This window comes from Hydrogenophaga sp. (assembly GCF_051860785.1).
In the GTDB taxonomy this organism is placed as follows: Bacteria; Pseudomonadota; Gammaproteobacteria; order Burkholderiales; family Burkholderiaceae_C; genus Hydrogenophaga.
Window position 1 is genome coordinate 42,623 of the sequence record NZ_JBIMLB010000019.1, and the last position, 26,749, is coordinate 69,371.

General features: G+C 65.9%; 28 protein-coding genes. 2 read left to right on the plus strand and 26 right to left on the minus strand.

Going from position 1 to position 26,749, the window contains the following annotated elements; translation table 11 throughout:
• Position 1: 1 nt before the first annotated feature.
• The 7 genes from ACTIF6_RS20620 to rpe form a co-directional block, all read right to left on the minus strand.
• Positions 2-1,192 (minus strand): phosphoglycerate kinase, encoded by a 1,191-nt coding sequence (locus tag ACTIF6_RS20620; RefSeq protein ID WP_246331029.1) that lies wholly within the window; start codon positions 1,190-1,192, stop codon positions 2-4.
• Positions 1,189-2,196 (minus strand): type I glyceraldehyde-3-phosphate dehydrogenase, encoded by a 1,008-nt coding sequence (gene gap / locus ACTIF6_RS20625; RefSeq protein ID WP_182120491.1) that lies wholly within the window; start codon positions 2,194-2,196, stop codon positions 1,189-1,191. Before gap ends, ACTIF6_RS20620 begins: the two co-directional genes overlap by 4 nt.
• Positions 2,193-2,924: an HAD-IA family hydrolase gene (locus ACTIF6_RS20630; RefSeq protein WP_182120492.1), complete on the minus strand. Its 732-nt coding sequence runs from the start codon at positions 2,922-2,924 to the stop codon at positions 2,193-2,195. The genes gap and ACTIF6_RS20630 overlap by 4 nt, the downstream gene beginning before the upstream one ends.
• A gap of 11 nt (positions 2,925-2,935) precedes the next feature.
• Positions 2,936-4,990, minus strand: a complete 2,055-nt coding sequence (gene tkt, locus ACTIF6_RS20635; RefSeq protein ID WP_291210648.1) for a transketolase — start codon at positions 4,988-4,990, stop codon at positions 2,936-2,938.
• Positions 4,990-5,874, minus strand: coding sequence for a phosphoribulokinase (locus ACTIF6_RS20640; protein WP_182120494.1), 885 nt, complete (start codon positions 5,872-5,874; stop codon positions 4,990-4,992). The genes tkt and ACTIF6_RS20640 overlap by 1 nt, the downstream gene beginning before the upstream one ends.
• Positions 5,875-5,896: 22 nt before the next feature.
• A complete protein-coding gene (locus ACTIF6_RS20645; RefSeq protein WP_182120495.1) occupies positions 5,897-6,985 on the minus strand; it encodes a class 1 fructose-bisphosphatase in 1,089 nt (362 codons plus the stop codon).
• A 74-nt stretch (positions 6,986-7,059) separates the two neighbouring features.
• Positions 7,060-7,740, minus strand: coding sequence for a ribulose-phosphate 3-epimerase (rpe, locus tag ACTIF6_RS20650; RefSeq protein WP_182120496.1), 681 nt, complete (start codon positions 7,738-7,740; stop codon positions 7,060-7,062).
• 438 nt (positions 7,741-8,178) lie between these two features.
• On the opposite strand from rpe, the gene ACTIF6_RS20655 reads away from it, so the two are divergent.
• Entirely contained in the window at positions 8,179-9,099 is a 921-nt protein-coding gene (locus ACTIF6_RS20655; RefSeq protein WP_291210650.1) for a LysR substrate-binding domain-containing protein, read from the plus strand.
• 64 nt (positions 9,100-9,163) lie between these two features.
• Here the strand turns inward: ACTIF6_RS20655 and ACTIF6_RS20660 are convergent, their stop codons facing one another.
• The 19 genes from ACTIF6_RS20660 to ACTIF6_RS20750 all read right to left on the minus strand — a co-directional run bounded on the left by ACTIF6_RS20660 (position 9,164) and on the right by ACTIF6_RS20750 (position 25,672).
• Positions 9,164-11,407, minus strand: a complete 2,244-nt coding sequence (locus tag ACTIF6_RS20660; protein WP_291210652.1) for a SulP family inorganic anion transporter — start codon at positions 11,405-11,407, stop codon at positions 9,164-9,166.
• A gap of 141 nt (positions 11,408-11,548) precedes the next feature.
• Complete coding sequence (locus ACTIF6_RS20665) at positions 11,549-11,851, minus strand: hypothetical protein (protein WP_291210656.1); 303 nt, start codon at positions 11,849-11,851, stop codon at positions 11,549-11,551.
• A 52-nt stretch (positions 11,852-11,903) separates the two neighbouring features.
• The gene (locus ACTIF6_RS20670; protein WP_291210659.1) at positions 11,904-12,728 is read right to left on the minus strand and encodes a S1 family peptidase; all 825 of its coding nucleotides are present in this window, start codon (positions 12,726-12,728) and stop codon (positions 11,904-11,906) included.
• Between the two features lie 8 nt (positions 12,729-12,736).
• Positions 12,737-13,366, minus strand: coding sequence for a BMC domain-containing protein (locus ACTIF6_RS20675; protein ID WP_291210662.1), 630 nt, complete (start codon positions 13,364-13,366; stop codon positions 12,737-12,739).
• Between the two features lie 14 nt (positions 13,367-13,380).
• A complete protein-coding gene (locus tag ACTIF6_RS20680) occupies positions 13,381-15,735 on the minus strand; it encodes a nitric oxide reductase activation protein NorD (protein WP_439589771.1) in 2,355 nt (784 codons plus the stop codon).
• 26 nt (positions 15,736-15,761) lie between these two features.
• A complete protein-coding gene (locus ACTIF6_RS20685; RefSeq protein WP_291210668.1) occupies positions 15,762-16,676 on the minus strand; it encodes a CbbQ/NirQ/NorQ/GpvN family protein in 915 nt (304 codons plus the stop codon).
• A 33-nt stretch (positions 16,677-16,709) separates the two neighbouring features.
• Positions 16,710-16,922 carry a hypothetical protein gene (locus tag ACTIF6_RS20690; protein WP_291210671.1) on the minus strand — a complete coding sequence of 71 codons (213 nt, stop codon included), beginning with the start codon at positions 16,920-16,922 and terminating at the stop codon, positions 16,710-16,712.
• Positions 16,919-17,554, minus strand: coding sequence for a ParA family partition ATPase (gene parA / locus ACTIF6_RS20695; protein WP_291210673.1), 636 nt, complete (start codon positions 17,552-17,554; stop codon positions 16,919-16,921). Before parA ends, ACTIF6_RS20690 begins: the two co-directional genes overlap by 4 nt.
• A gap of 2 nt (positions 17,555-17,556) precedes the next feature.
• Positions 17,557-17,817, minus strand: coding sequence for a 4a-hydroxytetrahydrobiopterin dehydratase (locus ACTIF6_RS20700; RefSeq protein WP_291210676.1), 261 nt, complete (start codon positions 17,815-17,817; stop codon positions 17,557-17,559).
• A complete protein-coding gene (locus ACTIF6_RS20705) occupies positions 17,810-18,247 on the minus strand; it encodes a ferritin-like domain-containing protein (RefSeq protein ID WP_291210679.1) in 438 nt (145 codons plus the stop codon). The genes ACTIF6_RS20700 and ACTIF6_RS20705 overlap by 8 nt, the downstream gene beginning before the upstream one ends.
• Positions 18,248-18,280: 33 nt before the next feature.
• Positions 18,281-18,631 (minus strand): BMC domain-containing protein, encoded by a 351-nt coding sequence (locus tag ACTIF6_RS20710; protein ID WP_291210682.1) that lies wholly within the window; start codon positions 18,629-18,631, stop codon positions 18,281-18,283.
• Between the two features lie 57 nt (positions 18,632-18,688).
• Positions 18,689-18,985 carry a BMC domain-containing protein gene (locus tag ACTIF6_RS20715; protein WP_291210685.1) on the minus strand — a complete coding sequence of 99 codons (297 nt, stop codon included), beginning with the start codon at positions 18,983-18,985 and terminating at the stop codon, positions 18,689-18,691.
• 57 nt (positions 18,986-19,042) lie between these two features.
• Positions 19,043-19,339, minus strand: a complete 297-nt coding sequence (locus ACTIF6_RS20720) for a BMC domain-containing protein (RefSeq protein ID WP_291210687.1) — start codon at positions 19,337-19,339, stop codon at positions 19,043-19,045.
• A gap of 98 nt (positions 19,340-19,437) precedes the next feature.
• Positions 19,438-19,683 carry a carboxysome peptide B gene (locus ACTIF6_RS20725; protein ID WP_291210689.1) on the minus strand — a complete coding sequence of 82 codons (246 nt, stop codon included), beginning with the start codon at positions 19,681-19,683 and terminating at the stop codon, positions 19,438-19,440.
• Positions 19,683-19,940 carry a carboxysome peptide A gene (locus ACTIF6_RS20730; RefSeq protein WP_291210692.1) on the minus strand — a complete coding sequence of 86 codons (258 nt, stop codon included), beginning with the start codon at positions 19,938-19,940 and terminating at the stop codon, positions 19,683-19,685. Before ACTIF6_RS20730 ends, ACTIF6_RS20725 begins: the two co-directional genes overlap by 1 nt.
• 25 nt (positions 19,941-19,965) lie before the next feature.
• Complete coding sequence (locus tag ACTIF6_RS20735; protein WP_291210694.1) at positions 19,966-21,453, minus strand: carboxysome shell carbonic anhydrase; 1,488 nt, start codon at positions 21,451-21,453, stop codon at positions 19,966-19,968.
• A gap of 26 nt (positions 21,454-21,479) precedes the next feature.
• Positions 21,480-23,804: a CsoS2 family carboxysome shell protein gene (locus tag ACTIF6_RS20740; protein ID WP_305683765.1), complete on the minus strand. Its 2,325-nt coding sequence runs from the start codon at positions 23,802-23,804 to the stop codon at positions 21,480-21,482.
• 65 nt (positions 23,805-23,869) lie between these two features.
• Complete coding sequence (locus ACTIF6_RS20745) at positions 23,870-24,196, minus strand: ribulose bisphosphate carboxylase small subunit (RefSeq protein ID WP_182120515.1); 327 nt, start codon at positions 24,194-24,196, stop codon at positions 23,870-23,872.
• A gap of 54 nt (positions 24,197-24,250) precedes the next feature.
• Entirely contained in the window at positions 24,251-25,672 is a 1,422-nt protein-coding gene (locus tag ACTIF6_RS20750) for a form I ribulose bisphosphate carboxylase large subunit (protein WP_182120516.1), read from the minus strand.
• Between the two features lie 156 nt (positions 25,673-25,828).
• Between ACTIF6_RS20750 and ACTIF6_RS20755 the strand changes: the two genes are divergently transcribed.
• Positions 25,829-26,743 (plus strand): LysR family transcriptional regulator, encoded by a 915-nt coding sequence (locus tag ACTIF6_RS20755; protein ID WP_182120517.1) that lies wholly within the window; start codon positions 25,829-25,831, stop codon positions 26,741-26,743.
• The last annotated feature ends 6 nt before the right edge of the window (positions 26,744-26,749 follow it).

Consider the following 26,749-nt stretch of genomic DNA (forward strand, 5'->3'; position numbering starts at 1 on the left):
GTCACAGTGCGCGCTTGGCGAGGATCTCGAAAGCCGGCAGCGTCTTGCCCTCGAGCACTTCGAGGAAGGCGCCGCCGCCGGTCGAGATGTAGCCCACGTCGCCCTCGATGCCGTACTTGGCGATCGCGGCCAGCGTGTCGCCGCCGCCGGCGATCGAGAACGCGCTGCTGTCGGCGATCGCCCGCGCGATCATCTCGGTGCCCTTGGCAAAGGCGTCGAACTCGAACACGCCGACCGGGCCATTCCAGACGATGGTGCCGGCGGCCTTGAGTTGGGCGGCGAGCAGTGCCGCAGTCCTGGGACCGATATCGAGAATCAGGTCGTCGTCGGCCACGTCGGCCACGGCCTTCACCGTCGCCGTCGCATCGGCCTTGAACATCTTGGCGCACACCACGTCGACCGGGATCGGCACTGCGGCGCCGCGCGCCTTCATCGCCTCGATCACCGCCTTGGCTTCGTCGACGAGGCCGGGCTCGGCCAGGCTCTTGCCGATCGGCAGCCCCGCGGCGAGCAGGAAGGTGTTGGCGATGCCGCCGCCGACGATCAGGCCATCGACCTTGGCCGCGAGGCTCTGCAGGATGGTCAGCTTGGTGCTGACCTTGCTGCCGGCGACGATGGCCACCAGCGGCCGCTTCGGTTGCGCCAGTGCCTTCGTGATCGCGTCGATCTCGGCGGCCAGCAGCGGGCCGGCGCAGGCGACCTTGGCGAATTGCGCGATGCCGTAGGTGCTGGCCTCGGCGCGGTGCGCGGTGCCGAAGGCGTCGTGCACGAAGATGTCGCACAGCGCAGCCATCTTGCGGGCGAGCGCCTCGCTGTTCTTCTTCTCGCCTTTGTTGAGGCGCACGTTCTCGAGCATCACCACTTCGCCCGGCGCGACCTTGACGCCGTCGAGCCAGTCAGTTGCCAGGCGCACCTCACGACCCAGCAACTCGCCCAGACGCGCAGCCACCGGCTCGAGCGAATCCCCCGGTTTGAACTCGCCTTCGGTCGGCCGGCCGAGGTGCGAAGTCACCATCACCGCCGCACCGGCGTCCAGCGCCATGCGAATACAGGGCACCGAAGCGCGGATGCGCGTGTCCTCGGTGATGCGCCCCGCATCGTCCTGCGGCACGTTGAGGTCGGCGCGGATGAAGACACGCCGGCCCTCGACGGCGCCCTGCGCGATCAGGTCGGCGAAGCGCAGCACCTTCACCGCGACGCTCCCATCACGCGCACCATCTCGAGCACCTTGCTCGAGTAGCCCCATTCGTTGTCGTACCAGGCCACCACCTTGACGAAGGTCGGGTCGAGCATGATGCTGGCCTCGGCGTCGAACACAGAGGTGCAGGCCTCGCCGCGGAAGTCGGTCGAGACGACCTTGTCCGTCGTGTACCCGAGCACGCCTTTCATCGCCCCCTGGCTGGCGGCCTTCATCGCGGCGCAGATCTGTTCGTAGCTCGTCTCTTTCGAGAGTTCGGCCGTCAGGTCGACCACCGACACGTCGCTGGTCGGCACGCGAAACGCCATGCCGGTGAGTTTTTTGTTCAACGCGGGAATCACCCGGCCCACGGCCTTGGCCGCGCCGGTGGACGAGGGGATGATGTTCTCGAGGATGCCGCGGCCACCGCGCCAGTCCTTGTTGCTCGGGCCGTCCACGGTCTTCTGCGTCGCGGTGGCGGCGTGCACCGTGGTCATCAGGCCGCGCTTGATGCCGAAGCTGTCGTTGAGCACCTTGGCCACGGGCGCCAGGCAGTTCGTCGTGCAGCTGGCGTTGCTGACGATCGTCTCGCCGGCGTACTGCGTGTGGTTGACGCCGTAGACGAACATCGGCGTGTCGTCCTTGCTGGGCGCGCTCTGGATCACCTTCTTCGCGCCCGCGTCGAGGTGCTTCTGGCAGGTATCCAGCGTCAGGAACAGGCCGGTCGCTTCCACCACCACGTCGACGCCGACATCGCCCCAGGCCAGCGCGGCCGGGTCCTTGACAGCAGTGAGCCGGATCTTGCGGCCGTTGACGACCAGCGTGCCGCCGTCGACGACTACGTCACCCTTGAAGCGGCCGTGCACGCTGTCGTACTGCAGCATGTAGGCGAGATAGTCGGGTTCGAGCAGGTCGTTGATCGCGACCACCTCGATTTCGTTCTTGAAGTCCTGCACGGCGGCGCGAAACACCATGCGGCCGATGCGGCCGAAGCCGTTGATTGCGATGCGAATTGTCATGATGAACTGGAGAGGTGCTTTGCAGCGGGTGAGCCGTCGGGCGCGCAGGAGCGGCCGGCGATAACAAAGTGGGCAAGTTCGTCGAGACTGCGGAACAGTCGCGCGGGGCGCGCGTCTTCGATCGGCTGACCCGCGTTGTAGCCGTACGGAACGGCCCACGCGGTCACCCCAGCGTTGCGTGCCGCCTCGACGTCGATGCGCGAGTCGCCGACATGGCCGCATCGATCGGCATGGCCGCCCAGCTGCTTGACAACATGGCGCAGCACCCCGGGATCGGGCTTCTTCACGCTCAGTGAATCGCCGCCGATCAGCAGATCGAATTGGTCCCAGAGTCGATGCGCGCGCAGCAATCGCTCGGCGTGGCGTTGTTCCTTGTTGGTGACGCAGGCCAGCTTGACGCCGGCGGCCTTGAGTAAGCGCAGCGCTTCGCGTGCGCCCGGGTAGGGAACGCTCGAGGTACCAGTGGTCAACGCATAGTGTTCGTCCATGCTGGCGAGCACTTGGTCCGGCCGTACGCGCTCGGCGAGATGGGGCTGCTCAATCATGACCCGGCCCAGCAACTTGATCATGAGCTCGCGCGTGCCGGCGCCGATCAGCGCGGTCACCTCCGACGCCGGGCGGCGCGCGATGCCGTGCGACTCGAGCGCGCGATTGGCCGCCTCGGCGATCTCCGAGGCCGTGTCCACCAGAGTGCCATCGAGATCGAAACTAACAATGTCGTAGTGCATGTCGGTGGTTTTCAGTTGGGGGATCGGACGAAGCGATCTTCGAGCGCCACCTGCCGGCGCGCCAGTTCGGCCAGGGCCTTGGCGTTGAGGCCGAAGTGCTCATAGACCTTCGGCCCGGGCGCCGACTCGCCGAAGCTGTTGACGCCCAGTGCCTCTGCACACTGGTACTGCCCCCACCAGGCGGTGACGCCTGCTTCGACGCCAATGCGCGGGATGCCCCGGCCGAGCACTTGCTCGCGCCAGCCGGTCTCCTGCCGATCGAAGACGGTGCTGCTGGGCAGGGAGACCACCCGTGCCGCGATGCCCAGCGCATCGAGCAGGCGCTGCGCCTCGATGGCGAGGGATACTTCGGAGCCGGTGCCGATCAGCACCACTTGCGGCTCCGGACGGTCGGAGAGCACGTAGCCGCCGCGACGGATCTGCATCACCTGTTCCGGCGTTCGTGCTTGCGGCGGCAGGTTCTGGCGCGACAGCAGCAGGGCGCTCGGCCGAGTGCGTTGTTCGAGCGCGAACGCCCAGGCCACCGCCGTCTCGGCGGCGTCTCCGGGCCGCCAGACGTCGAGATTGGGGATCAGGCGCAGGCTGGCGGCATGCTCGACGGCCTGGTGCGTGGGCCCGTCCTCGCCCAGGCCGATGCTGTCGTGCGTGAAGACGTGGACCACGCGCAGCTTCATCAGCGCGGCCATGCGGATGGCGTTGCGGTTGTAGTCGCTGAAGGTGAGGAAGGTGCCGCCGTACGGAATGAAGCCGCCGTGCAGGGCGAGCCCGTTCATGATCGCCGCCATGCCGAACTCGCGCACACCGTAGTTGATATGGCGTCCGCCGCTCTGGCCGGCACGCACGGCACCGCAGCCCGGGAAGTCGGTCAGGTTCGAGCCGGTAAGGTCGGCGCTGCCGCCGAGCATCTCGGGGATCTTGGGTGCCAGGATGGCCAGCGTTTGCTGGGAGGCCTTGCGTGAGGCAACCGCCGCCGTGGCTTGTCCGAGTTCGACCATCGCCGCCAGCGCGGCCTCGTGGAACGATGCCGGCAGTTCGCCGGCAATCCGGCGCTCGTACTCGGCGGCCAGCGCGGGGTGTTCGGTCCGGTAGGCCTCGAAGGCCAAGCGCCATTCGGCCTCGCGTTTGGCGCCCAGATCGCGTGCGCTCCAGCGCGCGCGCACGGCGTCGGGGACCTCGAACGGTCCTGCCTGCCACCCGATCGCGGCCCGCGTGGCGGCGATCTCGTCGGCCCCAAGGGCTTCGCCATGCGCCTTGGCGGTGCCGGCGCGCCCCGGGGAGCCGCGGCCGATGGTGGTGCGGCAGACGATCAGCGTGGGTCGGTCGGCGGATCGGCGTGCCTCGGCAATGGCTTGCCCGACGGCCACGGTGTCGTGGCCGTCGATCGGGCCGATCACGTTCCAGCCGTAGGCGCGAAAGCGCTGTGAGGTGTCGTCGGCGAACCAGGCGTGCACCGCACCGTCGATCGAGATGCCGTTGTCGTCGTACAGCGCGATCAGCTTGCCCAGCTTCCACACGCCGGCCAGCGAGCAGGCTTCGTGGCTGATGCCTTCCATCAGGCAGCCGTCGCCAAGGAAGACGTAGGTGTTGTGGTCGACGACGACATGTCCCGGGCGGTTGAACTCGTCGCCCAGCAGCTTCTCGGCCAGCGCGAAACCCACTGCGTTCGTCAGGCCCTGGCCCAAGGGTCCGGTCGTGGTTTCCACGCCGGGCGTGAGGCCGACCTCGGGGTGCCCTGGGGTTTTGCTGTGCAATTGGCGGAAGCGCTGCAGTTCCTCGATCGGCAGCTCATAGCCCGTCAGGTGCAGCAGTGCGTACAGCAGCATAGAAGCGTGACCGTTGGACAGCACAAAGCGGTCGCGATCCGGCCACTTCGGGTTCGCCGGGTTGTGTCGCAGGTGCCCATTCCACAGCGCCACGGCCATTTCTGCCATGCCCATTGGCGCGCCGGGGTGGCCGGAGTTGGCCTGCTGCACAGCGTCCATGGCCAGGGCGCGCAGCGCGTTGGCGAGTTCGTCGTAGCGGCCGCTGTCGGGGCGCAGTACGCGGTCGGTGGAGGTGCCGGCCATTACAGGGCTCCCAGCGCGCGATGGCGCTGTTCCATCATGCGCCAGATGTAGGGCGTGAAGATCAGCTGCATCGCGATCTCCATCTTTCCGCCCGGCACGACCAGCGTGTTGGCGCGGCTCATCCACGAGTTGTCGATCATGTTCAGCAGGTAGGGGAAGTCAATGCCCTTGGGATTGGCGAAGCGGATCACGCAAATGCTCTCGTCGGCGCTCGGGATGTCGCGTGCAATGAAGGGGTTGCTGGTGTCCACCACCGGCACGCGCTGGAAGTTGACGTGCGTGTGAGAAAACTGCGGCACGATGTAGTGCACATAGTCGGGCATGCGGCGCAGGATCGTGTCGGTGACCGCCTCGGCCGAGTAGCCGCGCACGTTTTTGTCGCGGTACAGCTTCTGGATCCACTCGAGGTTGATCACCGGCACCACCCCGATCAGCAGGTCGGGGTGCTTGGAGATGTTGACCTCGGGGGTCACGACCGCGCCATGCAGGCCCTCGTAGAACAGCATGTCGGTGCCGGCGGGCAGGTCTTCCCAGGGTGTGAAGGTGCCGGGCTCCTGCTTGTAGGGCGCGGCCTCCACGGGGTCATGCAGGTACTTGCGACGCTTGCCCGTGCCCGACTTGCTGTAGCTGGCGAAGAGCTGCTCGATCTCGGCGAACAGGTTGTTGTCGGGCCCGAAGTGGCTGAAGTTCTTGTCGCCGGCCTTTTCGGCTTCGGCCTGGCGCGCGCGCATCTCCTTGCGGTCGTAGCGGTGGAAGCTGTCGCCTTCGATGACCGCGGCGGTGACCTTCTCGCGGCGGAAGATGTTCTCGAACGTGCGCGTGACCGACGAAGTGCCGGCGCCGCTGCTGCCGGTGATGGCGATGATCGGATACTTGTGGCTCATGGCGTTCTCGGATGGTTCTGGTTCAGGCTCTGAACAGGCCGCGCTCGGCAAACAGGGGTGGCGGTGCTGCGCTTGGCCCGGGTTCGCTGTGGTAGCGCTCGATGAGCTCGACCTCGTTCTTCGAACCGAAGATCAGGCCGATGCGCTGGTGCAACGATGTCGGCTGCACGCCCAGCATCGGCTGGCGTCCGGTGGTGCAGCGCCCGCCCGCCTGCTCCATCACGAAGCCGATCGGGTTGGCCTCGTACAGCAGGCGCAGCCGCCCCGGCTTGTTCGGGTCCTTGGTGTCGCGCGGGTACAAGAAGACGCCGCCGCGCATCAGGATGCGGTGCGCCTCGGCCACCATGCTGGCGATCCAGCGCATGTTGAAGTCCTTGCCGCGCGGCCCGGTCTTGCCGGCCAGGCACTCATTCACATAGCGTGTGACCGGCTGCTCCCAGAATCGGCTGTTGGAGCTGTTGATCGCGAACTCCTGGGTGTCGGCTGGCACCTGGATGTTCTTGTGCGTCAGCACGAACTCACCGAGATCCGGGTTCAACGTGAAGCCGGCCACGCCGTTGCCGACAGTCAGCACGAGCATCGTCGTCGGGCCATAGAGCGCATAGCCGGCGGCCACCTGCGTGGCACCGGGCTGCAGGAAGTCGGCTTCGGTCACGTCGCGGCCACTGTCGATCACGTCTTGCGGCGCACGCAGGATCGAGAAGATGCTGCCGACCGAAACGTTCACGTCGATATTGGACGAGCCGTCCAGCGGGTCGAACACGAGCAGGTACTTGCCGCGCGGGAAGACCTGCGGAATCTGGCTCGGCGAGTCCATCTCTTCCGAAGCCATGCCCGCCAGCTCGCCGTTCCACTCGTTCATGTGCAGGAAAATCTCGTTGGACAGCACGTCCAGCGGTTTCTGCACCTCTCCCTGTACGTTGACCGCGCCGCCTTCGGCCGGAACGGCCATGCCGCTGTCGAGCGCGCCGTAGGCGACGATGCGCGCGATGGCCTTGCAGGCGATCGAGACGTCGAGGATCAGCGCGTTGAGGTCGCCGCTGGCCTGCGGGAAGCGGCGGCGTTCCTCGATTAGGTAGCGGGTCAGCGTCCAGCGTTGCGAGAGTGGCATGGTAGGGCCCTGTGGTTCGTGGTTCGGGTGTGGTTGCTACCGCTGTCTGGCAAGCGCGGCGTACGAGATGTGCGTCAGGCGACGAGCGGCCCGGGCGCGCTCAACTCGGCGCGCATGGCCTGGATGACGGAGCGGTAGTCACCGGCACCGAAGATCGCGCTGCCGGCAACGAAGGTGTCGGCCCCGGCATCGGCGGCGCGCCGGATGTTGTCGACTTTGATGCCACCGTCGACTTCGAGCCGGATATCGCGCCCGCTGCGGTCGATCAGCTTGCGCGCCTGCTCGATCTTGCGCAGTGCCGAGTCAATGAAGCTCTGACCGCCGAAGCCCGGATTGACGCTCATGATGAGCACGAGGTCGATCTTGTCCAGCGTCCACTCCAGTATGTCTAGCGGCGCGGCCGGGTTGAACACCAGGCCCGAGCGCTTGCCCTCGGCCTTGATCAACTGCAGCGTGCGGTCGACATGCGCGCTGGCATCGGGATGGAAGCTCACCAAGTCGGCGCCGGCCTTGCAGAAGGCCTGCGCCAGCGTGTCCACCGGCTGCACCATCAGGTGCACGTCGATCGGCGCGGTTGTGTGCGGACGCAGCGCCTGACACACCATCGGGCCGAAGGTGAGATTGGGGACGTAATGGTTGTCCATCACGTCGAAGTGGATCCAGTCGGCGCCGGCTTCGACCACCGCGCGCACCTCCTCGCCAAGGCGGGCGAAGTCGGCCGACAGCAGCGAGGGTGCAATGTGGTAGGTGGTCATGGTGTGTGCGGGGATAAAGTCGGATCTAAGCCGATCCATCTGGGTACTTGCTTCAACGAATGAATGCTAGGTGACTGGTTGGATAAATGAAAGTTAGAATCTCTGTGACTAATGATTAGCAAAAGCTAAACTATCGAGGTGAATCTTGGTATTGATCGAACGTGTTACCCGCAAGATCAGCGCGCTGCGCAGGCACTGTGGCATCTGCAACAGGTTTCGTGCCACGCGCGAATGTCCCTCGGGTAAATCCCGATCCGAAAGTCGCAAGTCCTTGAATTTGAAGGGGCTTAAACGGCTGTCCCACATGCGAAGCGATACAAGAGCGTCGGCCGATCGGCAAGCCGGTTGTCTATTTGCAGGAGCTTCGGCAAGTGATCTTTCATCACGTCAAGGGGAAATGGCCAGGATCCTGACTGGCGCCTGCCGCGCGAACGCCCCATGCACGTGACCTTTCGCCAACTGACCGTGTTCGCCGAGGTCGCCCGGCAGTCCAGCGTGCTGCGCGCTGCCGAGGCGCTGCACCTGACACCCCCTGCGGTCTCGCTTCAGATCAAGGAGCTGGAGAACCAGGTCGGCCAGACGCTGTTCGATCGCACGGGGCGGCGCATGTCGCTGACCACGTCGGGCGAGTACTTCCTCGTCTACGCGCGCAAGCTGCTGGCGACGTTGAAAGATGCGCAGGATGCGATGGCGCGGCTGAGCCGCCTGGAGTCGGGGCGCCTGACGATCGGCATGGTCAGCGCGGCGATGTACTTTCTTCCGCAGTTGCTGGCGAAGTTCCACGCCGAACACCCGGCCGTGGACGTTCGGCTGCGCTTGGGCGTGCGCGACGAACTGGGTGCCATGCTTCGGGCCGCCGAGGTGGATCTGTGCGTGATGGGGCGGGCGCCGAACGACGTGCCCTGCCGCGCCGAGCCGTTCGCGATGCATCCGCACGTACTTGTCACCTCGCCGAGCCACCGCTTCGCACGCGCCGAAGCCGTGCCGGCGGCGGCGCTGGCGGAAGAGCCGTTCGTCGTGCGCGAGGCCGACTCGGGTACGCGAATCGTGCTCCACGAGTACCTGGAGCGGCATCGCATCCAGCCGACCTTCGTGATGGAGATGCCCAGCAATGAGGCGATCAAGCAGGCCGTCATGGCCGGCATGGGGGTCAGCCTGCTGTCGCTGCACACGATCGAACTCGAGTGGAAGAACGGCCTCATCGCCGCGCCCGCAGTGGAAGGCATGCCACTGATGCGCCGCTGGCATGTCGTGTATGCCTCGGGTAAGCATTTATCGCCCGCCGCCGAAGCGTTCAGGTACTTCATGCTCGAGCACGCGGAAGCCCACTTGGCGAGCTTGTTCCGCGAAGCCCAATAAGCAGGGCGGCAGGGCTGACGGAACGTGTCGTTGACCGGGCCAATCAGGTCCGGATCAGGTGCCGTCAAGTCACTGCGGAGTGGTCTGCGAGCGCCGTTGCCAGAGTAACGAGCATTTCGGTGTGCTGTGCGTCCTCCAACTCCCGCTGCGGGCAGAAGGCGAGCACGACGCGCCCACGGATTTCAATGTAGAGCGGGCCAAAGCGCTCCAGCGCATCGAGCACCGCCGGTGGCATGTCCGGGAGCCCCTGTCCCGGCGGCATGTAGAGCCGGTAGCCGGGCGCCGCAGCGACGTCGGAACGCTCGCTCAGGTTGACGAGATAGCGCTCCAGGTAGTGCCCGGGCGTGAGGACGAAGTCGGGCTGCGTCGAGTCGGCCGGGAGCTCGTACATCATGAGCGTGTGCCGGTGCGGCACGTGGTAGTCAGGGGCCGAAGTGTGGCTGTAGTCGAACAGCCGAATCTGCCCACCGGCCCAGGCGCCGTGCATGAGGTTGCTGATCTCGCGCTGATCGCCGCGCCGCAGGTAGACAAAATCGTGGCGGTTGATGATGGCCGCGACCTGCGGCGCGAAGGCCAGCCCCAGCCGCTGGGCCAGCGCCGCCATCTGCTGTGCACGCTCGTCGCGCTGTGCGATTCGCTGCGCAATGTGCGGCTCCTGCATGCGGGCGGCCAGCGGATGCGCCGAGAAGGCATGAAAGCGCTCGATACCGTCCACCGAAAATGGCCGCCCGTGGGCGGCCGCTTCTTCCTCGAAGTGCTGCAGAAACTCGGCCGCCGTGTGGTCGATAATGCGTGCCGACTCGGTGAAGCGCAGCCGCACACCGTCGCTCTGCGGCAGGCGCGCCAGCGCTTTTTCCAGCGGCAGCAGGTTGAAGCCGACCAGCGAGCCCAGCGTCAGCACATGCACGGTCTGGCCCGCGTGCTCCTCGCTGCGGTGCTTGATGACCGGGCTGCGGAACATGCTGGTGAAGTTGGTCCACAGCAGGCGGCTGGAGGTGCCCCAGTCCATTCGCCCGGTCAGCACCAGCCGCACCGACGGCATCAACAAATAAACCAGCAGCACCAGTTCGATGGCCACGCCGATGAACATGCCCAGCAGCAGGTCGGTCAGTAAAATGGCCAACACGGTGCCGACGAACACCACAAAGCGGTCGCGGCCGATGGCCAGCATGCGCGTGAACAGCGCGGGCTCGCACAGGCGCCAGCCGATGTAGATCAGGATGCCGGCAATGGCCGCCAGCGGGATGAGCCGGAGCACATCGGGCAGCACCAGCACGAACAGCAGCAGGAACAGACCGCTGTACAGGTTGGACCACAGGGTGCGCGCACCGGCGTCGATGTTGGCGCGGCTGGGCACCGCGTTCGGGATCACGGTGAGCCCGCCGATCATGCCCGAGGTGAGGTTGCACACGCCCATGGCGCGCAGGGTCTTGTTGGCATCGGACTTGCGCCGCCAGGGGTCGAGCTTGTCCACCGCCTTCACGCTGGCGACCGACTCCACGCCGTCGATCATGGTGAAGGTGAACACTACCAGCGCCATCGTCAGCCACAGATCGGGGCTGGACAGGAAATGGGCAAACGCCGGAAAGTGAATGCCATCCAGCACGTGCTCGGGCATGGCGATGCGCAGCTTCGCATCAAAGCCCAGCAGCGAGCTGGCCAGCACGCCAAAACCGGCCACGACGATCGCCGCCGGAAGCCAGCGCCAAAGTCCGTTGAGCTTGCGCCGCAGTGCAAACATCAGCCCCAGGCTGACGATGCCCACCCCCGCCACCAACCACTGCGCTTGCACCAGCTGTTGCGGCAAATTGCCGATGGAGTCCAGCACCGATTTGGAGGGAATGGACGGCGCACCCAGCAGCGCTGGAACCTGGCGCACGATGATCATGATGCCAATCGCCGCGAGCATGGCCTCCACCACGGTGGCCGGCAGCATGGCGGCGTACTGCCCGGCGCGCAGGGCGCTGAGCAACAGTTGCAGCACGCCCGTGAGCACGATGGCCACCAGCACCAGCGGGTAGCCCAGCGCCAGATCGCCGTGCCCCAGCAGCAGCATGCCCCACAGCAGCACCGGAGCCAGCGCCGCCGCCGGCCCGCTGACGGTGACGTGCGAGCCGCCCAGCAGGGGATACAGCAGGCCCGCGACGATGGCCGAAATCAGGCCGGCGATGGCCGGGGCGCCCGATGCCAGCGCCACCCCGAGGGAAAACGGCATCCACAGCAGCGCCACCTGCAGGCCGGCTGTCGCGTCATGGCGCCAGTGCCTGAGCCCGGCAAAGCCGCTGGCGGGCGTGGTCTCTAATCCCATCTCACCTCCCCGATGGGTCGCGACTGGGCGGTATCAAAGTCAGACATGGTTTGACCCCAAAACGATGAACAAACACAAAACGAACGCTGCCTGACGCGGCGCCAGGCCATACAGCGCCCAGGACGCAGCGCGCACTACGCCCTACTCGTCGTCACCCAGCTCAGGATTCCAGCCCAGCCCTCGGCCACGCGCCGCGGCCCAGGCATACAGTTCGGCATGGCTTTGCTGCAACGCGGGCGGCAACCGGCTGGGTAAGGCGCCGTGTTCGTCCCAGGTCTTCGACACCTTGTCCATGAGTTGCTGCATGCGGCTCAGGTCCCAACCCGCGCAGTCTTCACTGCGCGGCAGCAGCTGGAACAACCATGCATCGAGCACGACACGCCCGAGCGTGGTCATGCCGTGCGAATCCTGGTTGAAACCGCTGTAGATGATCTTGTCTTGCATGTTGTCTCGGCACTGTTGTGGTTGTGGTTGTGGTCGGATCAGGGCAGGGGCCCTATTCGAGCCATTTGCCCAGGTACGCGTTGATGACTTCGACCACCGCCTGCGACTTGATGACCAGGCCCAGGTCGATCATTTCCGAGCCCATGACCATGCCCTGGTTGTTGGGCGGCACGGGCGCCACCACCGGGTGATTGGCCTCTTCGCGGAAGAAAACCGCCGCCACCACGCCCGCGAACAGGAATCTCTTGCCCACGCTCTGCTGCGGACGCAGCGTCTCGGGCAGGTAGACGAACACCGGGCTGCCGCTGGAGCCGGGGTAAACGGCGGCATCGATCAGGAATTCGGCCCGCCCCTCGAAGTTCAACGCCATGGGTGTGGCCGTGGTGCCGCGCCGCAGGATGGGCATCAGGTTGACCTGGTCCCACACGCCGCTGGGGTAGCCCACGAACAGCACTTCTTCCAGTGCGTCCAGCGCGCGGGTGGCGGCCTCATCGGGCACCAGACGCGTGTCGATGGGCTGGTAGTACAGCTCAACATCCTGGGCGTTGGCGGCCTGCTCCAGCGGGCGCATGGGCACGATGGCCAAGTCCACCGCCGGGTCGGGATGCCCGAACCAGGCCTGCGGAAAATCATCGATGTTGAGCTGGAAACGCTGACCCAACAGCGGCTGACCATGGCGCTTCTGGGTGAACACCAGCCCCCCGCGCCGCACCCCTTCGACCAGATGCCGGTTGGTGACGATGAAGGTGTGGCTGCCGCGCGCGTGCGCATGGCTGACGACAAACGCGGTGCCCGAGCCCTCGCTGCCATCTTCCAGCACCGTGTCCACGCGAACGGTGTTGAACAGCAGCTTCTTGGTAGTGGAGTTGATGTCCATGGGCTATTTCAGTCCTGCCGCGCCTGGCGGTTGAGCTGGTCAATGGCGCGGTGCGCGGCCTGCGCGGCCGCCTCGGCCTCGGCCTCGGTGCCCATCATGGTGAGGCGGCCAAAACTGCCGAAAGCCTTGACATCCACCAAGGTCACGTTGGCGGCCTTTTCGGCCTCGTTGGCAGCATAGACGATGTAACCGGCCGGCTCGGTTTCCAGGATGAACATGCTCTTGCCCGGCAGCAACATCGAGCCCTTGCGCAGTTGCCGGTTGATCAGCGTGGCATGGTCGGGGGTGACGGCGCAGATGACCTCGCTCCAGGCGATGCGGCAGGCCATGCGGTCCCCCTCCTGGGCACCGAGCTGCTCCAGCATGATGCGCCCGGCCTCCTGCACCTCGCTCTGGTTGCGGTAGTGAATTTCCATCGAGCCGAACGAGCGCTCCACGACCTGCTCGCCCATGCGCACATTGGTGCGCTTGAGCGCGATGTCGGACAGCCGGTGCACCGCCATGCCGGGCGCGACTTCGACCCACAGGCAGGCGTCGCCCGGTATCGGCAGAAAGCCCTGGGACGAGGTGGCCAGGTACGAGGCCAGTTGCGGCTGCAACGAGTCGATGAATACGAAGGCGCGCAGGCTGATGTCCATGGATCGCCTCGGCCTCAGCGGGTCAGGCCCATGTAGAGCAGCGGCAGCTTTTCGGGCAGGCGCTCCACATGATCGATGACGGTGAAATTCTTGGCGCCAAAAATGCGCGCCACGTACTGGTCGGCGTGCGGGTCCAGGCTCAGGGCATAGACGGTGATGCCATCGCGCGCAAGCTCTTGCACCGCGCGCTGGGTGTCCTGGCGCAGGTACTGGGGGTCGCGCACGTCGTTGTCGGCCGGTTCACCGTCGGTGATGATGAACAACACCTTCTTGCGCCTGGGCTGTAGCTTGAGCGCCGCGCCTGCGTGGCGCAAGGCCGCACCCATGCGGGTGGAGTAGGCGCCCTTCATGCCCGCCAGCCGCGCCTTCACGAGGGCGTTGTACGGTTGGTCAAAGTCCTTGAAGCGGTGGTAGTGCACATCGTGTCGGCCGTCGGAGCAAAACCCGTGCAACGCGAAGGGGTCGCCAATGCGGTCCAGAGCGTCCGACAACAGCACCGTGGCGGCGCGCGACAGGTCCATGATGCTGTAGTCCTGCCCGCGCACCTTGTCGTTGCACGACTCGGACATGTCCAGCAGCACCATCACCGCCAAGTCGCGCTCGCTGCGCTGGTTGCGCATCATGATGCGGGTATCGGGTTGCTGGCCCATGCGGATGTCGATCATGGCGCGCACGGCTGCATTGATGTCCAGCTCGTCACCGTCTTCGACCCGCCGGATGCGCTGCATGCCCTGCGGGATCATGGAACCGATCAGGAACTTCAGGCGCGACATCACCGGCTTGTGGTCGCTCTCAATCTGCTCGATCAGCGCCAGCTCGCCCAGCGGCGGCTGGCGCTCCAGCACCGTCACCCAGCTCGGGCGCTCTAGCTGGATCTGGTGGTCCCACTCGTGGTAATGCACCGGGTCGGCCACGGGCGGGCGGCCCTCCAGCGAATTGATGCTCACGCCTTCCTGGTCGAGGTAGAACTCGCTCGGCAGCACCCAGATTTCCTGCGCGTCATCGCCGGCAAATTCGTTGTTGGTCTCGTTGACCATCTCCATCAGGCGGACCTTCTTGCGCACCTGCTTCGGGGCCCAGGTGGCTTCCAGCGCCGCCGCCTCGTCGTAGGCCTCGGACGCCCAGACGGTGCGGTTGTCGTCGCGGTAGAGCGCGCGCAGGCCGTCGGTGCGCTGGTTGTATTCGGGCAGGTCCAGCGGGCCCAGGCTGTGCGCCAGGGCCACGCCGATGTTCCAGCTCAGCTGGTTGCTGGACAGGTCGGCCTCGGCCCGGAACAGCGCCACGCCTTCCTGCACCCAGGGGTGCGGGTCGCTCGACTGTTCTTCCAGCAAAGCCCGCGCCAGGCGGTTCAGCAGGTCGCCCAGACTGGTGGGCTCGGCCGCATCGGAGGGCGCGTGAAACACCAGCCAGGCTGCCCGCATGTTGGGAAACCGGCTGCAGGCCAGCGCCTCCACGCGCGCATCTTCCACCACCTCGATGATCGCCTTTTGCGTGTTGTTCAGCGTCTGCAGCGACAGCGGCGCCTGCGTGAACATCAGGTGCGCCGCGCAGTGGTTGACCACGGCGCGGTAGACCTCGACCCCCGCCACCACGCCGCCGTCCGGCGTGTCATCGCCCTGGGGGCGGAAGTCGTCGTAGGCATCGGCGATGTGGACACAGAAGCGCTCGATGTACGGCTTGAGCCCGTCGCGGTTTTCGTAGTCGCCGGCGGTCGGGCGCAGAAAGACGTCGCGACCCCACATGGCGCGCAGATAGATGTTCAGGCGGCGCTGCACGTCCACGAACAAGGTGCCCTTGCGCTCTTGCTGCAGCACCGACAACGCATCGCCGCTTTGCAGCGAGAAGTACCTGACTTGGCCCTCAAAGTCGGCCTTGTAGGCCTGCGCGCCCCACATCACCCAGCGCCGCAACCCGCCCAGCGTGAGCTGGGACAGCAGGCGGTCCAGGTTCTCCAGCATCGGGCGCAGGCCGCGTGGCGCCTGTGCCAACACGATGGACAAGACGTTCAGGTAGTGGCGAAACAGCTCTTCGTCACCCAGGCGGCTGGCCGCCAGCGGCGCCGTGCCCACGATCAGCGCGAGCACCGCACCGGAGGTCTTGGACGCCATGCCGAGCAGGAAGTTGACTACGTCGGGCAGCACATCCTCGCCGATGGCGCGTGCCACCTCGGGCATGGTCTGGATGAAGCTCACCACCAGTTCTTCGCCGCGCCCCAGCTGGTGCAGGGCCACCGCGCCCTTGAGATAGTTGTCCAGCCCGCGCGCCGAAAACACCCGCGCCGCTTCGCCCCAGGCCGCGCGCAGCACCTCCTGTGCGTCTTGCGGCAAGTCCGCCAGAAGCTCAGCGTGGTCGTCGAGGTGGATGGCCATGGGACGGGTGCGGTGCGGCTGCCGACTCAGAAGTAGGTGGTGACGGCCGCGTCGAGCGCGTCGCGCATGTCGGGGTCGTCGGTGATGGGGCGCACCAGCGCCACCCGGCAGGCGGCCAGCGCCGACACGCCTTGGGCAATCAGCGAACCCGCGTAGATCAGCATGCGGGTGGACAGGCCCTCGTCCAGGCCGTGGCCCTTGAGGTTGCGCGCGCGCTCGCCGATGTGCACCAGCTTCTTGGCCACATCCAGGCCCACACCCGACTCGTGCGCCACGATCTCGGCCTCGGTGTCGTGCTCGGGGTAGCTGAAATCCAGCGCGCCAAAGCGCTGCTTGGTGGACTGCTTCAAGTCCTTCATCAGCGACTGGTAGCCCGGGTTGTAGGAAATCACGATCTGGAAGTCGGGGTGCGCCTGCAGCAGTTCGCCCTTTTTTTCCAGCGGCAGCACGCGGCGCGCATCGGTCAGCGGGTGGATCACCACGGTGGTGTCCTGGCGTGCCTCAACCACCTCGTCCAGGTAACAGATGGCCCCATGGCGTGCCGCTACCGCCAGCGGACCGTCCTGCCAGCGCGTGCCCTGGGCATCCAGCAGATAGCGACCCACCAGATCGGAGGCGGTCATGTCTTCGTTGCAGGCCACGGTGATCAATGGTTTGTCCAGCTTCCACGCCATGTACTCGACAAAGCGTGTTTTGCCACAGCCGGTGGGGCCTTTGAGCATCATGGGCATGCGCACCGAGTACGCCGCCTCGTACAGCTCGACCTCGTCGGCCACCACCCGGTAGTAGGGCTCGCTGCGCACCCGGTGCGGCGCTAGCACATCAGCGTCTGTGGAGGTGGCCGAGGCCTGGCGCAGCGAGGCCTGGGGCGCCTGCTGGCTGGCGCGCGCCAGCGCTTCCTGGCGCGGCGAATAGGTTCTGGAGTAGAAATCGTTAGGCATGGAGGGTCCCCTCAAACATCGTTCAACCTGGGTTCAATCGGGCCACACGCGATCCGGGAAAGCGATGCCGCTGTGGGTCGGCGCCTGGGTGGCCACTGGCTTTGCGGCAACGGGCTTGGGCGCCGTCGCCTTGGTGGCGGTAGGTACCGGGGAGCGACCGGTTTTGGCGGTGACAGGTGCAACCGGCTGCGTGCGGGTCTTGGCCTGGCGCACGCTAGCCGAGAGCTTGTCTTTTAGGTTGGTCATGGTTCAAGAATCTCGTGGATGATGGCTTCGATGTCTGCGGCGGCGGGCGCGCCACGCCCACCCATCTGGTAGACCGACACGCCGTCCAGCGCAGCGGTGCGAAAGGCGGCACGGCGCCGTACGGTGGCCTGCAGAACCGGCAGTCCGAAGTCGGCCAGGGCTTCGGTCATGGCCCCGGACAACGCGCTCTGCGGCTCCATCTGGTTGAGCACGAGGTAGGCCCGGATCTGAGGCCGCAGGCGGCGCGCCTCTTCGATCTCCAGCGGCAGGCGCAGACTGGCCCACAGGTCCACCGGCGAAGGCAACACTGGAATCAGCGCCAGATCGCAGGCACGCAAGGCCTGCACCGAAGCATGGCTCTCCAGCGACGGTGGACAGTCCAGCACCACGTGGGCAAAGGCCCGAAACGTCTGGCGCAGGCTGCGCGCATCCCACTTTCCTTGAAGCTGCTTGACCGACACCGGAAACGGCGCACTGCCCTGGCTGGCCCACTGCACCGAAGAGCCCTGGGGATCGAGGTCGATCACCACCGTGTTGCCGCGCCGGGCCAGGCCGGCGGCCAGGTTCATGGCCAGCGTGGTCTTTCCCGCGCCGCCCTTCTGGTTGATGACCGCCGTGACCTGGGTCGGCATGGTCAGACGCCCGCAGGGTGGTACAAAGCGTTGATACGCACCGCAAGATCGGCATCGGCCAGACCGGCCGCGTTCGGATCCAGCGTCACGTTCACATAGGTGCTGCCAAAATTGATGTTTTGCGGGTGCACGCCCTGGGCCTCGGTCAGCGCCGACAACGCGTCCACGAAGTCACGCGTCTGACCATAGCGCTCGAAATCAAAGCGCCGGAACAGCGTCGGCTGCTTGCCGCGGGACTCCCAGCCATCGGGTTGCTCAGCCATGGTTGATTTGCTCCGTCATGAGGTGATCCATGTCGGCCAGATGCGCCATTTCTTCTTCAAGAATGGACCTCATCAGCTCGGCCACATCCCCATCGCGCACACGGGTGGCGTGCAACAGGGCTTCTTGGTACAGGTGCACCGCGTCGAACTCCATTTGCCGGTTGGCCCGCAACAATTGTTCAACCGTGCGCCCCAGCCGGACAGGTGCCAGAACGCTGGCGCTGGGGGCCACCCCCAGCAAAATCAAACGCTCCATGAGCCGCTCGGCATGCCCCAGCTCCTCGGCCGCTTCGCGCTGCAAATGCCCGGCCAGTTGCACCTCGCCCCAGAGTCGCGCCAACGCGCTTTGCGCCAGGTACTGCTGAACGGCACCGAGTTCATGCGTCAGTGCCCGACTCAGCCAGCCCAGGGTGCGGGGATCTGCGTTCATGGTCCAAGGGTGTCAGCGGCGACCGACAGGGCGTTAGCTGCGCACCATGGTGATTTCACCGTCGAGGCCACCACCTTCGCCATCGGGGGCGGTCGGCAGCATGCCTTCGACTTCGGTGTGCACGCGAGCGATGATGTGCGCGGCCACCAGGCCATCGCCCACGCGCTCGCAGGCGTCGGCACCGGCGCGCACCGCGGCGTTGACGGCACCGGTCTCGCCACGCACCAGCACCGTGACGTAGCCGCCGCCGACGAACTGGCGACCCACCAGACGCACCTCGGCGGCCTTGGTCATCGCGTCCGCCGCTTCAATGGCGGGCACCAGGCCGCGCGTTTCAATCATGCCCAGGGCAACACCGCTCACCGCAGCTCGTACATTGGCCATTTGGGTTCTCCATCGCTCCGCAGAGCATTGTTGTGGGTATCGGATCTGGGAGCCAGATCAGGGGGTCGGTGCGGACGGCAGCATGCCTTCCACTTCGCTGTGCACACGGGCGATGATGTGCGCGGCCACCAGGCCGTCGCCCACGCGCTCGCAGGCATCGGCACCGGCGCGCACCGCGGCGTTGACGGCACCGGTCTCGCCACGCACCAGCACCGTGACGTAGCCGCCACCGACGAACTGACGACCCACCAGACGCACTTCGGCGGCCTTGGTCATCGCGTCCGCCGCTTCAATGGCGGGCACCAGGCCACGCGTTTCAATCATGCCCAGGGCAATGCCTCTGTTGTCAGCCATGTCTATCTCCTCGTTGGGGGTGATGGGGGGTGCCCAGTCTGCGGGGGTGCAGAACGTTCAGGCGGAAGGCGTGGAGGGCAGCATGCCTTCCACTTCGCTGTGTACACGGGCGATGATGTGCGCGGCCACCAGGCCGTCGCCCACGCGCTCGCAGGCATCGGCACCGGCGCGCACCGCGGCGTTGACGGCACCGGTCTCGCCACGCACCAGCACTGTGACGTAGCCGCCACCGACGAACTGACGACCCACCAGACGCACTTCGGCGGCCTTGGTCATCGCGTCCGCCGCTTCAATGGCGGGCACCAAGCCACGCGTTTCAATCATGCCCAGGGCAATGCCTCTGTTATCAGCCATTTCAATACTCCTTCATGAACAAAAAGAACCAGAACTAAAACCAAACCACCTCGAAGTCTCAAGGCCTTCGTCTACCCCACCGCCCGTCCATCGCGGTCTCACGGATCCCACTGATCAATGATTCCGCAAATGGTCAGGTCGGTGATGACCTGCGGGTCGCTCATCGCCAGCCGCGCCGCGCTGCCGCTGGTGGTGAACACCCATTTGCCCTCCGGCACGCCCACCGCATCGGTGGCCACCGACAGATCACCCTGCTGACTCTGAAGCACCCGAAGCGAAGCCGAGCGCAAGCCCGGCACCCGGCGCGTGCACACCAACTCGTCTTTGACGCGCATGATGTCCATCAGACCGCCTCCCCTTGCCAGTGATCGATGATCCCGACGATGGTGAGATCGGACGGAAACTCGCGGCTCCCCGCAGCATCCCGCGCTGCCGACGAACCGACACAAATCACCCAGTCTCCGGGGATGCAACCCACGGCGTCCACCGCCACGCTGCGCGCGCCGCCCGCCTTGTCCTGCACCACCAGCAAAGGCCGGTGTCCAAACGCGTTGATCCGGTTTGTCGACACCAGCGTTTTCTCGACTTTCATGATCTTCATAAATGCCTCTTGTCGGCTGTGGACTTCAATGACCGCTGGTAACGGTGGACGCGTCGATCCAGGCGCAGCGCTCGCTGCCGTCCTGGTCGCTCACCGCCATCTGGCAATGCAGCAGACCCTGTGCATGCAGGGACGCGTAGCGCGACTCGATGGCCGACCTGACCCGCCGACAGCGGCTGATCGCGCGTTCGCGGGCACCGGGCACGCGGGACGCATAGTGGAAGTGCACCAGCACCGGCACCGGCAGGCCGCGGCTGACGTTGAGCCCGGTGAATATCTTGATGCCCACGTCCAGGTCGGGCGCTCCCTCTTCCACGGTGTCGAGGTGGGCGAAGTAAAACTTGTTGCGCAACTGCAGCTCGCTCATGGCCTCGCCCGCGCAAATGAAGCGTTCGTTGTGCCCGATGTCGGCGTAGCGGCCTTCGTGGTGCTGGATCACGTATTCGATCTGCGACAAGTTGGCCTCCAGCAGGCGCTCGACGAGCTGGCGCATGCCGGGACGCAGGCCGCCATCGCGCGCGGCGCTCTCCACGGCGCGGGCAATCGCCTCGCGCGCAGCGGGCGCGCTCAGGCCCAGCGTGTCGCGAAAGAGCTGCGCACTCTCCGCATAGCGCAGCGGGCAGTTGGCCGACTGCTCATCGGGCAGGTGCACGCGAATCGCATCGGTGTCGGTGTCCATGCCGATCAGCAGCGTCTCGGGCGCAGCGCCCCGGCCAAAGCTGTTGTCCACGGCGGCGCGCAGTTCATCGAGCTTGGCGGTTGCCGCCATGGTGGCCAGGTGGTCCTGGCTGCCGTGGGCGGCGCAGCCCTGGTGGCAGGGGTTGGAGGTGCTGTAGTGGTAGACCGCGATCTTCAAGTAGTTGCAGCTCTCGGCACCCACCATGCCACCGCTTAGACGTTCCAGCTCGCGGCGCGTCCAGTCGACCACGTCGGCCTCGACATCGAACAACGCACCGGCGTAAGCCTTGACGGTGACCGCGTCGTTCGGCGCAATGCGGAGCACGAATGGCAGCAGACCTTGCAGGCGACCGTCGGCACAGGGACTGAGATCCACCGTGTGGTAACCACACGAGCGCAGGAACGCTTCATTGATCGCCATGCGCTCCAGCCAGGGCGCCTGGTCGACCGCAGCACCTTCAATGCAGGCCTTGAAACTGCGAAAGATGCAGTGCGCATGCAGGGCACGCAGATCCAGACCGCTGATCCAGGCGTCGTTCAGCAGCGCTTGCGGCAGCGCATAGCCCAGCTGGGCTTGCGCCAACTGCTGGGCACGCACCGCGAAGTCCAGCTCATGCTGCAACGCGGACAAGGTCTTGAGCAAGCCACCGATAGGAGCGAAGCGCCCGCGCACCCGCTGCTCGTAGGCATACAGGCGCTCGTTCAGCGCTTGGTCCACCAACGCGTGTTCGCAGCGCTGGTTGGCACCCACGACACACGCCGGGTTGTCCAGGTCCTGCGGCTGGCGCAGGCCTGCGACTGAGCGCATGGCGGCAAGGCGTTTGAGCGTGTTCACCGTGGTGTCCCTGGAGCCTTGGGTACTCAACCGCGCGCGCCGCCCGACAGGGTCACGGCAGCACCCTTGGCGGTGTTGCCGGACGAACCGGTGACCCGGCTCTGCGGCTGCTCGACACGTTCGACCTTGCGGAACTGCAGCGCCGACATGCCCTGGCCACGCGCCTCACCGCGCTGCGACGGGTTGCGGGCCAGCGATGAAGTGCCTTCGGTCCCGGTCACACGACCGGAAGTCTGCCAGGCCGAGCCACTGATGCGGGCACCCGACTGGCTGCCTTCACCGGTGAGCCGGGTGGCCGCAGCCGCGCTGACCTCTTCCTGCTGCGGCGCTGCCACGGGCTCGCTCTCGCGGTGGCGAAACTCGGGGGTGCCGGTAATGAGGCCACCGCCTTTGTTGACCGTGCCGGTGATGCGCTGACCACTGAACGCCGAACCCGTGACGGCGCCCGAGGCCCGTTCTTGCGCCTGGCGCGATGGTGGGCGGATGCTGAAGTCCTTGGCCGCGGCGGCTGGCGTGGCGGTTTTTTCCGGGCGAGCCGGGACCACAAAACGACCGCTGGTGCTGCACTGCTTGGGCAGGTTGTCGGCGCCAAAATAAGGGGTGCCACTGATGGGGCCACAGGCGCCGCGCTGGTCACCCGTCATCGCGCTGCCACCGGCCCCCGGGCGGTCGCCCGTCACGGTGGCGGCAGAGATCAGCGTTTCGCGGCGACCGAGTGCCTGCTGGGAGTCCCGTTGCGCGGGTTCGCAAAAGCCCTGGTACTGCTGCGTGCCAATGTATGCCGTGCCGCTGATCGGTGCGCAGCCGCCGTGCTCGTCGCCGGTGACCTGCTTTGAGCGCCCGAGCCGGGTGCCGGTGATGGTCTGGTTGTTCCAGGTCTGGTCCTGCCCCACCTTGCGCACGGGCTGCACCAGCTCGGTGGTGGCACACACCGCCCCCTGCTGGCGGGCGCTGATGTAATCGGTGCCCGTGACGGCACGGCATCCGCCGCGGTCGTCACCGGTCACTTTGGAGCTCAGGCCGACTTTGGTGCCGGTGACCGTGCTGCCCGCCAGGGTCTGCACCGTGGCCACTTTCGGGGGAGCCTCGCGACCGGCGGGTTGGCCAAAGTCGGTGGCGTTGAAGTACTGGCTGCCGGTCAGCTGCCGCGTGGCACCGGGCTCGTTGCCCGTGACCTTGACGGAACGCCCGACCTCGACACCCGACACCGCTTGTCCGCCTTGCGACGACATGACACTGACCTTGCGCGGGCCGGGCAGGGGCACGGCATCACAAACCGTCTGCTGCTGCTCACGCGACAGGTACTCTGTGCCGGTGACGCTGCGGCACGATCCGGCCTCGTCACCCGTCACATGGGCCGAACGACCGACCTCGGTGCCCGTCACCTTCTGTTCGCGCAAGGTGCTGCTCACCGCCACCTTGGCCGGACCTGGCGCGGGCCGGGTGCCACACACGGAGCTGAACTGCTCCAGACTCAGGTATTCGGTGCCGGTGATGCTTTTGCAGGCACCGGCTTCGTTGCCGGTCACTTTGCGGCTGCTGTCCACCGGGGTGCCAGTGACGGACTGGCCGGACAGTGTGTGACCGATGGCCACCTTGGGCGGCGCAGCAGTCGTTTCATTTTTGGCGCGCATGCGGCCATTGGGCCGGGGTGCTGCCGAGCCGGTGTCTTCGCGACCAACCAGCGCACGCACCAGGCGGCGTTGCTTGGCCACTTCGCGGCCCGACGCACCTTTTTCAATCGCCTGCTGCCAGTCTTGCTGGGGCAGCACGGCGGCCAGCCGGGTGGCTTGGGCCACGCGAAGCATGGCCTTCTTTCCATCGGTGGCCAGGGCAACACGGCGGGCGCGGGCCAGCGCACGGGTCGAACCCGTGTCCATGGCGGGTGCATATGGAGCGTGTGCCCCACTGAAAGCGGGTTGCACAACAGACGACTCGAGCGGACCTGAAGCGGTCGCGCAGCCCGCACCCTTGCAACCACAGCCGCAGTCGGCAGCCAGCGCTTGCTGCGGCAAGGCCACCGGTGCCCGTGTCCGCGCCGGTCGCGTGGCCGCAGCCTGCACACCCAACGCCGATTTTCCCGACTGACTCAAGGCCTGACGGCGCTGGCGGGCCGCGCTCGTCGTCGGCGCCATGACCGCTGCCGAACGCTCGACAGCAGCCACGGCGGTGCGTGGCGTCGACCTGGCCATCGCCATCGCAGGCCTGGGCACTGCGGCAACCGCCGACTGCGCTGCAGCGGACCTGACCACACCGGCCTTGCCGCGCAAAGCCATGGCCTGGCGCCGCTGCAGGGCCAATTCGCGACCCGAAAGGGTCACTTGAACTGCGCTTGAGCCAATGGATGTCATGTCAAACCTCTTGCAATGGGGATCGGTTCAGTTCTTGGGTGCGGCCAGTGGCCGCACCTGTTCTCTCAGCGATAGACGACGAAAGACATGCCCTGACTCTGCGAGTAGTTGTCATAGGCGATCACACGCACCAGGTGGTTGGGGAACTCGCGGTGGCAGGCCTCCACCTCGGCCAGCACGGCATCCACCGACTGCTCGCCAAACAGCGGCAGCTTCCACATGTACCAGAAGTTGCTTGTGGCGGATGTGCCCTTTTCGGTGTGCTCCACCGCCGGGTTCCAGCCCTGTGCGATGGAGTAGGCGATCTGCCGACGAACCTGCTCTGCCGTCATGGGCGGCAGATAAGAGAAGGTCTCGTACTTCTGGGTCGATTTGTAAGCCTGGACAGCCATGTCAGTTTCCTTTCAGAGGGGATGAGGGGTGGGGTCGGACGCGCTGTGAACTGATCACTTGTTGGCGATGTCGAGCTTGTCCACGGTATCAAACTCGAACTTGATCTCTTTCCAGGTCTCCATGGCGATCTTGAGTTCGGGCGAGTGCGCTGCGGCAGCAGTAAGGATGTCCTTGCCCTCTTTTTCCAGCGGGCGGCCTTCGTTGCGGGCCTGCACGCAGGCCTCCAGTGCCACGCGGTTGGCACAGGCGCCGGCCGCGTTGCCCCAGGGGTGACCCAGGGTGCCACCACCGAACTGCAGCACCGAGTCGTCGCCGAAGATGCTGACCAGCGCAGGCATGTGCCAGACGTGGATGCCGCCTGAGGCCACTGCGAGCGCACCGGGCATAGAACCCCAGTCCTGGTCGAAGAAGATGCCGCGCGAGCGGTCTTCGGGAACAAAGGATTCGCGCAGCAGGTCGATCCAGCCCAGTGTCGAGTTGCGGTCGCCTTCGAGCTTGCCCACCACGGTGCCGGTGTGCAGGTGGTCACCGCCCGACAGGCGCAGGATCTTGGTGAGAACGCGGAAGTGGATGCCGTGGTGCGGATTGCGGTCGATCACGGCGTGCATGGCACGGTGGATGTGCAGCAGCATGCCGTTCTCGCGGCACCAGTTGGCCAGGCCGGTGTTGGCACAGAAGCCGCCGGTGATGTAGTCGTGCATGATGATCGGCGCGCCGATCTCTTTGGCGTACTCGGCGCGGCGGTACATCTCTTCGGGCGTGGGGGCGGTCACGTTTAGGTAGTGTCCCTTGCGCTCACCGGTCTCGCGCTCGGCCTTCAGGGTGGCTTCCTGCACGAAGTCGAAACGCTGGCGCCAGCGCATGAAGGGCTGGCTGGTGATGTTCTCGTCGTCCTTGGTGAAGTCCAGACCACCGCGCAGACACTCGTACACGGCACGACCGTAGTTCTTGGCCGACAGACCCAGCTTGGGCTTGATGGTGCAACCCAGCAGCGGGCGACCGTACTTGTTCATGATGTCACGTTCGACCTGGATGCCCATGGGAGGACCGCCGCAGGTCTTGATGTAGGCGATGGGGAAGCGCACATCTTCCAGGCGCAGGGCGCGCAGCGCCTTGAAACCAAACACGTTGCCCACCAGCGAGGTGAACACGTTGACCACCGAACCCTCTTCGAACAGATCGATCGGATAGGCCACGAAGGCGTAGAAGCAGGTGTCGTCGCCCGGAACGTCTTCGATGCGGTAGGCGCGGCCCTTGTAATAGTCCATGTCGGTCAGCAGGTCGGTCCACACCGTGGTCCAGGTGCCGGTGGACGATTCCGCCGCCACGGCGGCCGCCACCTCTTCGCGATCCACGCCAGGCTGCGGCGTGATCTTGAACACCGCCAGGATGTCGGTATCCAAGGGGGTGTACTCGGGCATCCAGTAGGTTTGGCGGTATTCCTTGACGCCGGCGTTGTAAGTCTTGACAGCCATGTTCGCTCCTCGTTGAAAACTTTGGGGGTTGCAAATGGGGCGCCCAGTGCGTCCCGTTTTGGGGTGGATGTGCGCTGAACTGGTGCGGATTGTGTGCGTGGTGCAGAATAAGAAAAAGTAAAATGTTTGTATTGTTATCTTTTACTAGAATAAATCATGAACCTGCGCCACGCCACCCTGCACCAGCTGCGCATCTTTCTGGCCGTGGCGCGCCACAACAGCTTTGCGCGCGCAGCGGAGGAGCTGCACCTCTCGCCGCCGACCCTGTCCCTGCAAGTCAAGCAACTGTCCGAGACGGTGGGGCAGCCCCTGTTTGAACAGCTGGGCAAGAAGATCTTTCTGACCGCGACGGGTCAGACCCTGGCCGACGCCTGCGCCGACATCGAGTCGCGTATGGAGCGCCTGTCGCAGGACCTTGCGGCCCTGCAGGGCGTGGAAAAAGGCAGCTTGAAACTGGCCATACTGACCACGGTGAAATACACCGTGCCCAAGCTGCTGGGCGGCTTCTGTGCGGCCCACCCGGGCATCGACGTGGCGATGGTGGTGTGCAACCGCGAGAACCTGTTGCTGCGGCTCGCCAGCAACCAGGATGACCTGTACATCATGGGTCAGCCTTCTGAGAATATGGACGTGGTCTGCGAAGACTTTGCCGACAACCCGCTGGTGCTGGTGGCGCCGCCAAGCCATCCGCTGGTGGGCAGGCAGCGACTGTCGCCGAAGCGGTTGAAGGACGAGCCCTTCGTCCTGCGCGAGCCCGGTTCGGGCACCCGGCTGACTACCGAGAAGTTCTTCGCTGGCCAAGGCGTCAGGCTGAAAACGCGGCTCGAAGTCGGCAGCAACGAAGCCATCAAGCAGACCGTGGCCGGCGGCTTGGGGCTGGCGGTGCTGTCGGCCACCACCGTGGTGTCGGAACTGGCGCTGGGCGAGTTGGTGTTGCTGGACGTGGTGGGGTTCCCGCTGATCCGTCGCTGGCACGTGGTGTACCCGCGCGGCAAGCGACTCTCGCCCGCAGCGCTGGCGTTCAAGGACTGGCTGTTCGAGCACCGTCCACGGCCGGGTCCGTCACGCTGAGGCGGA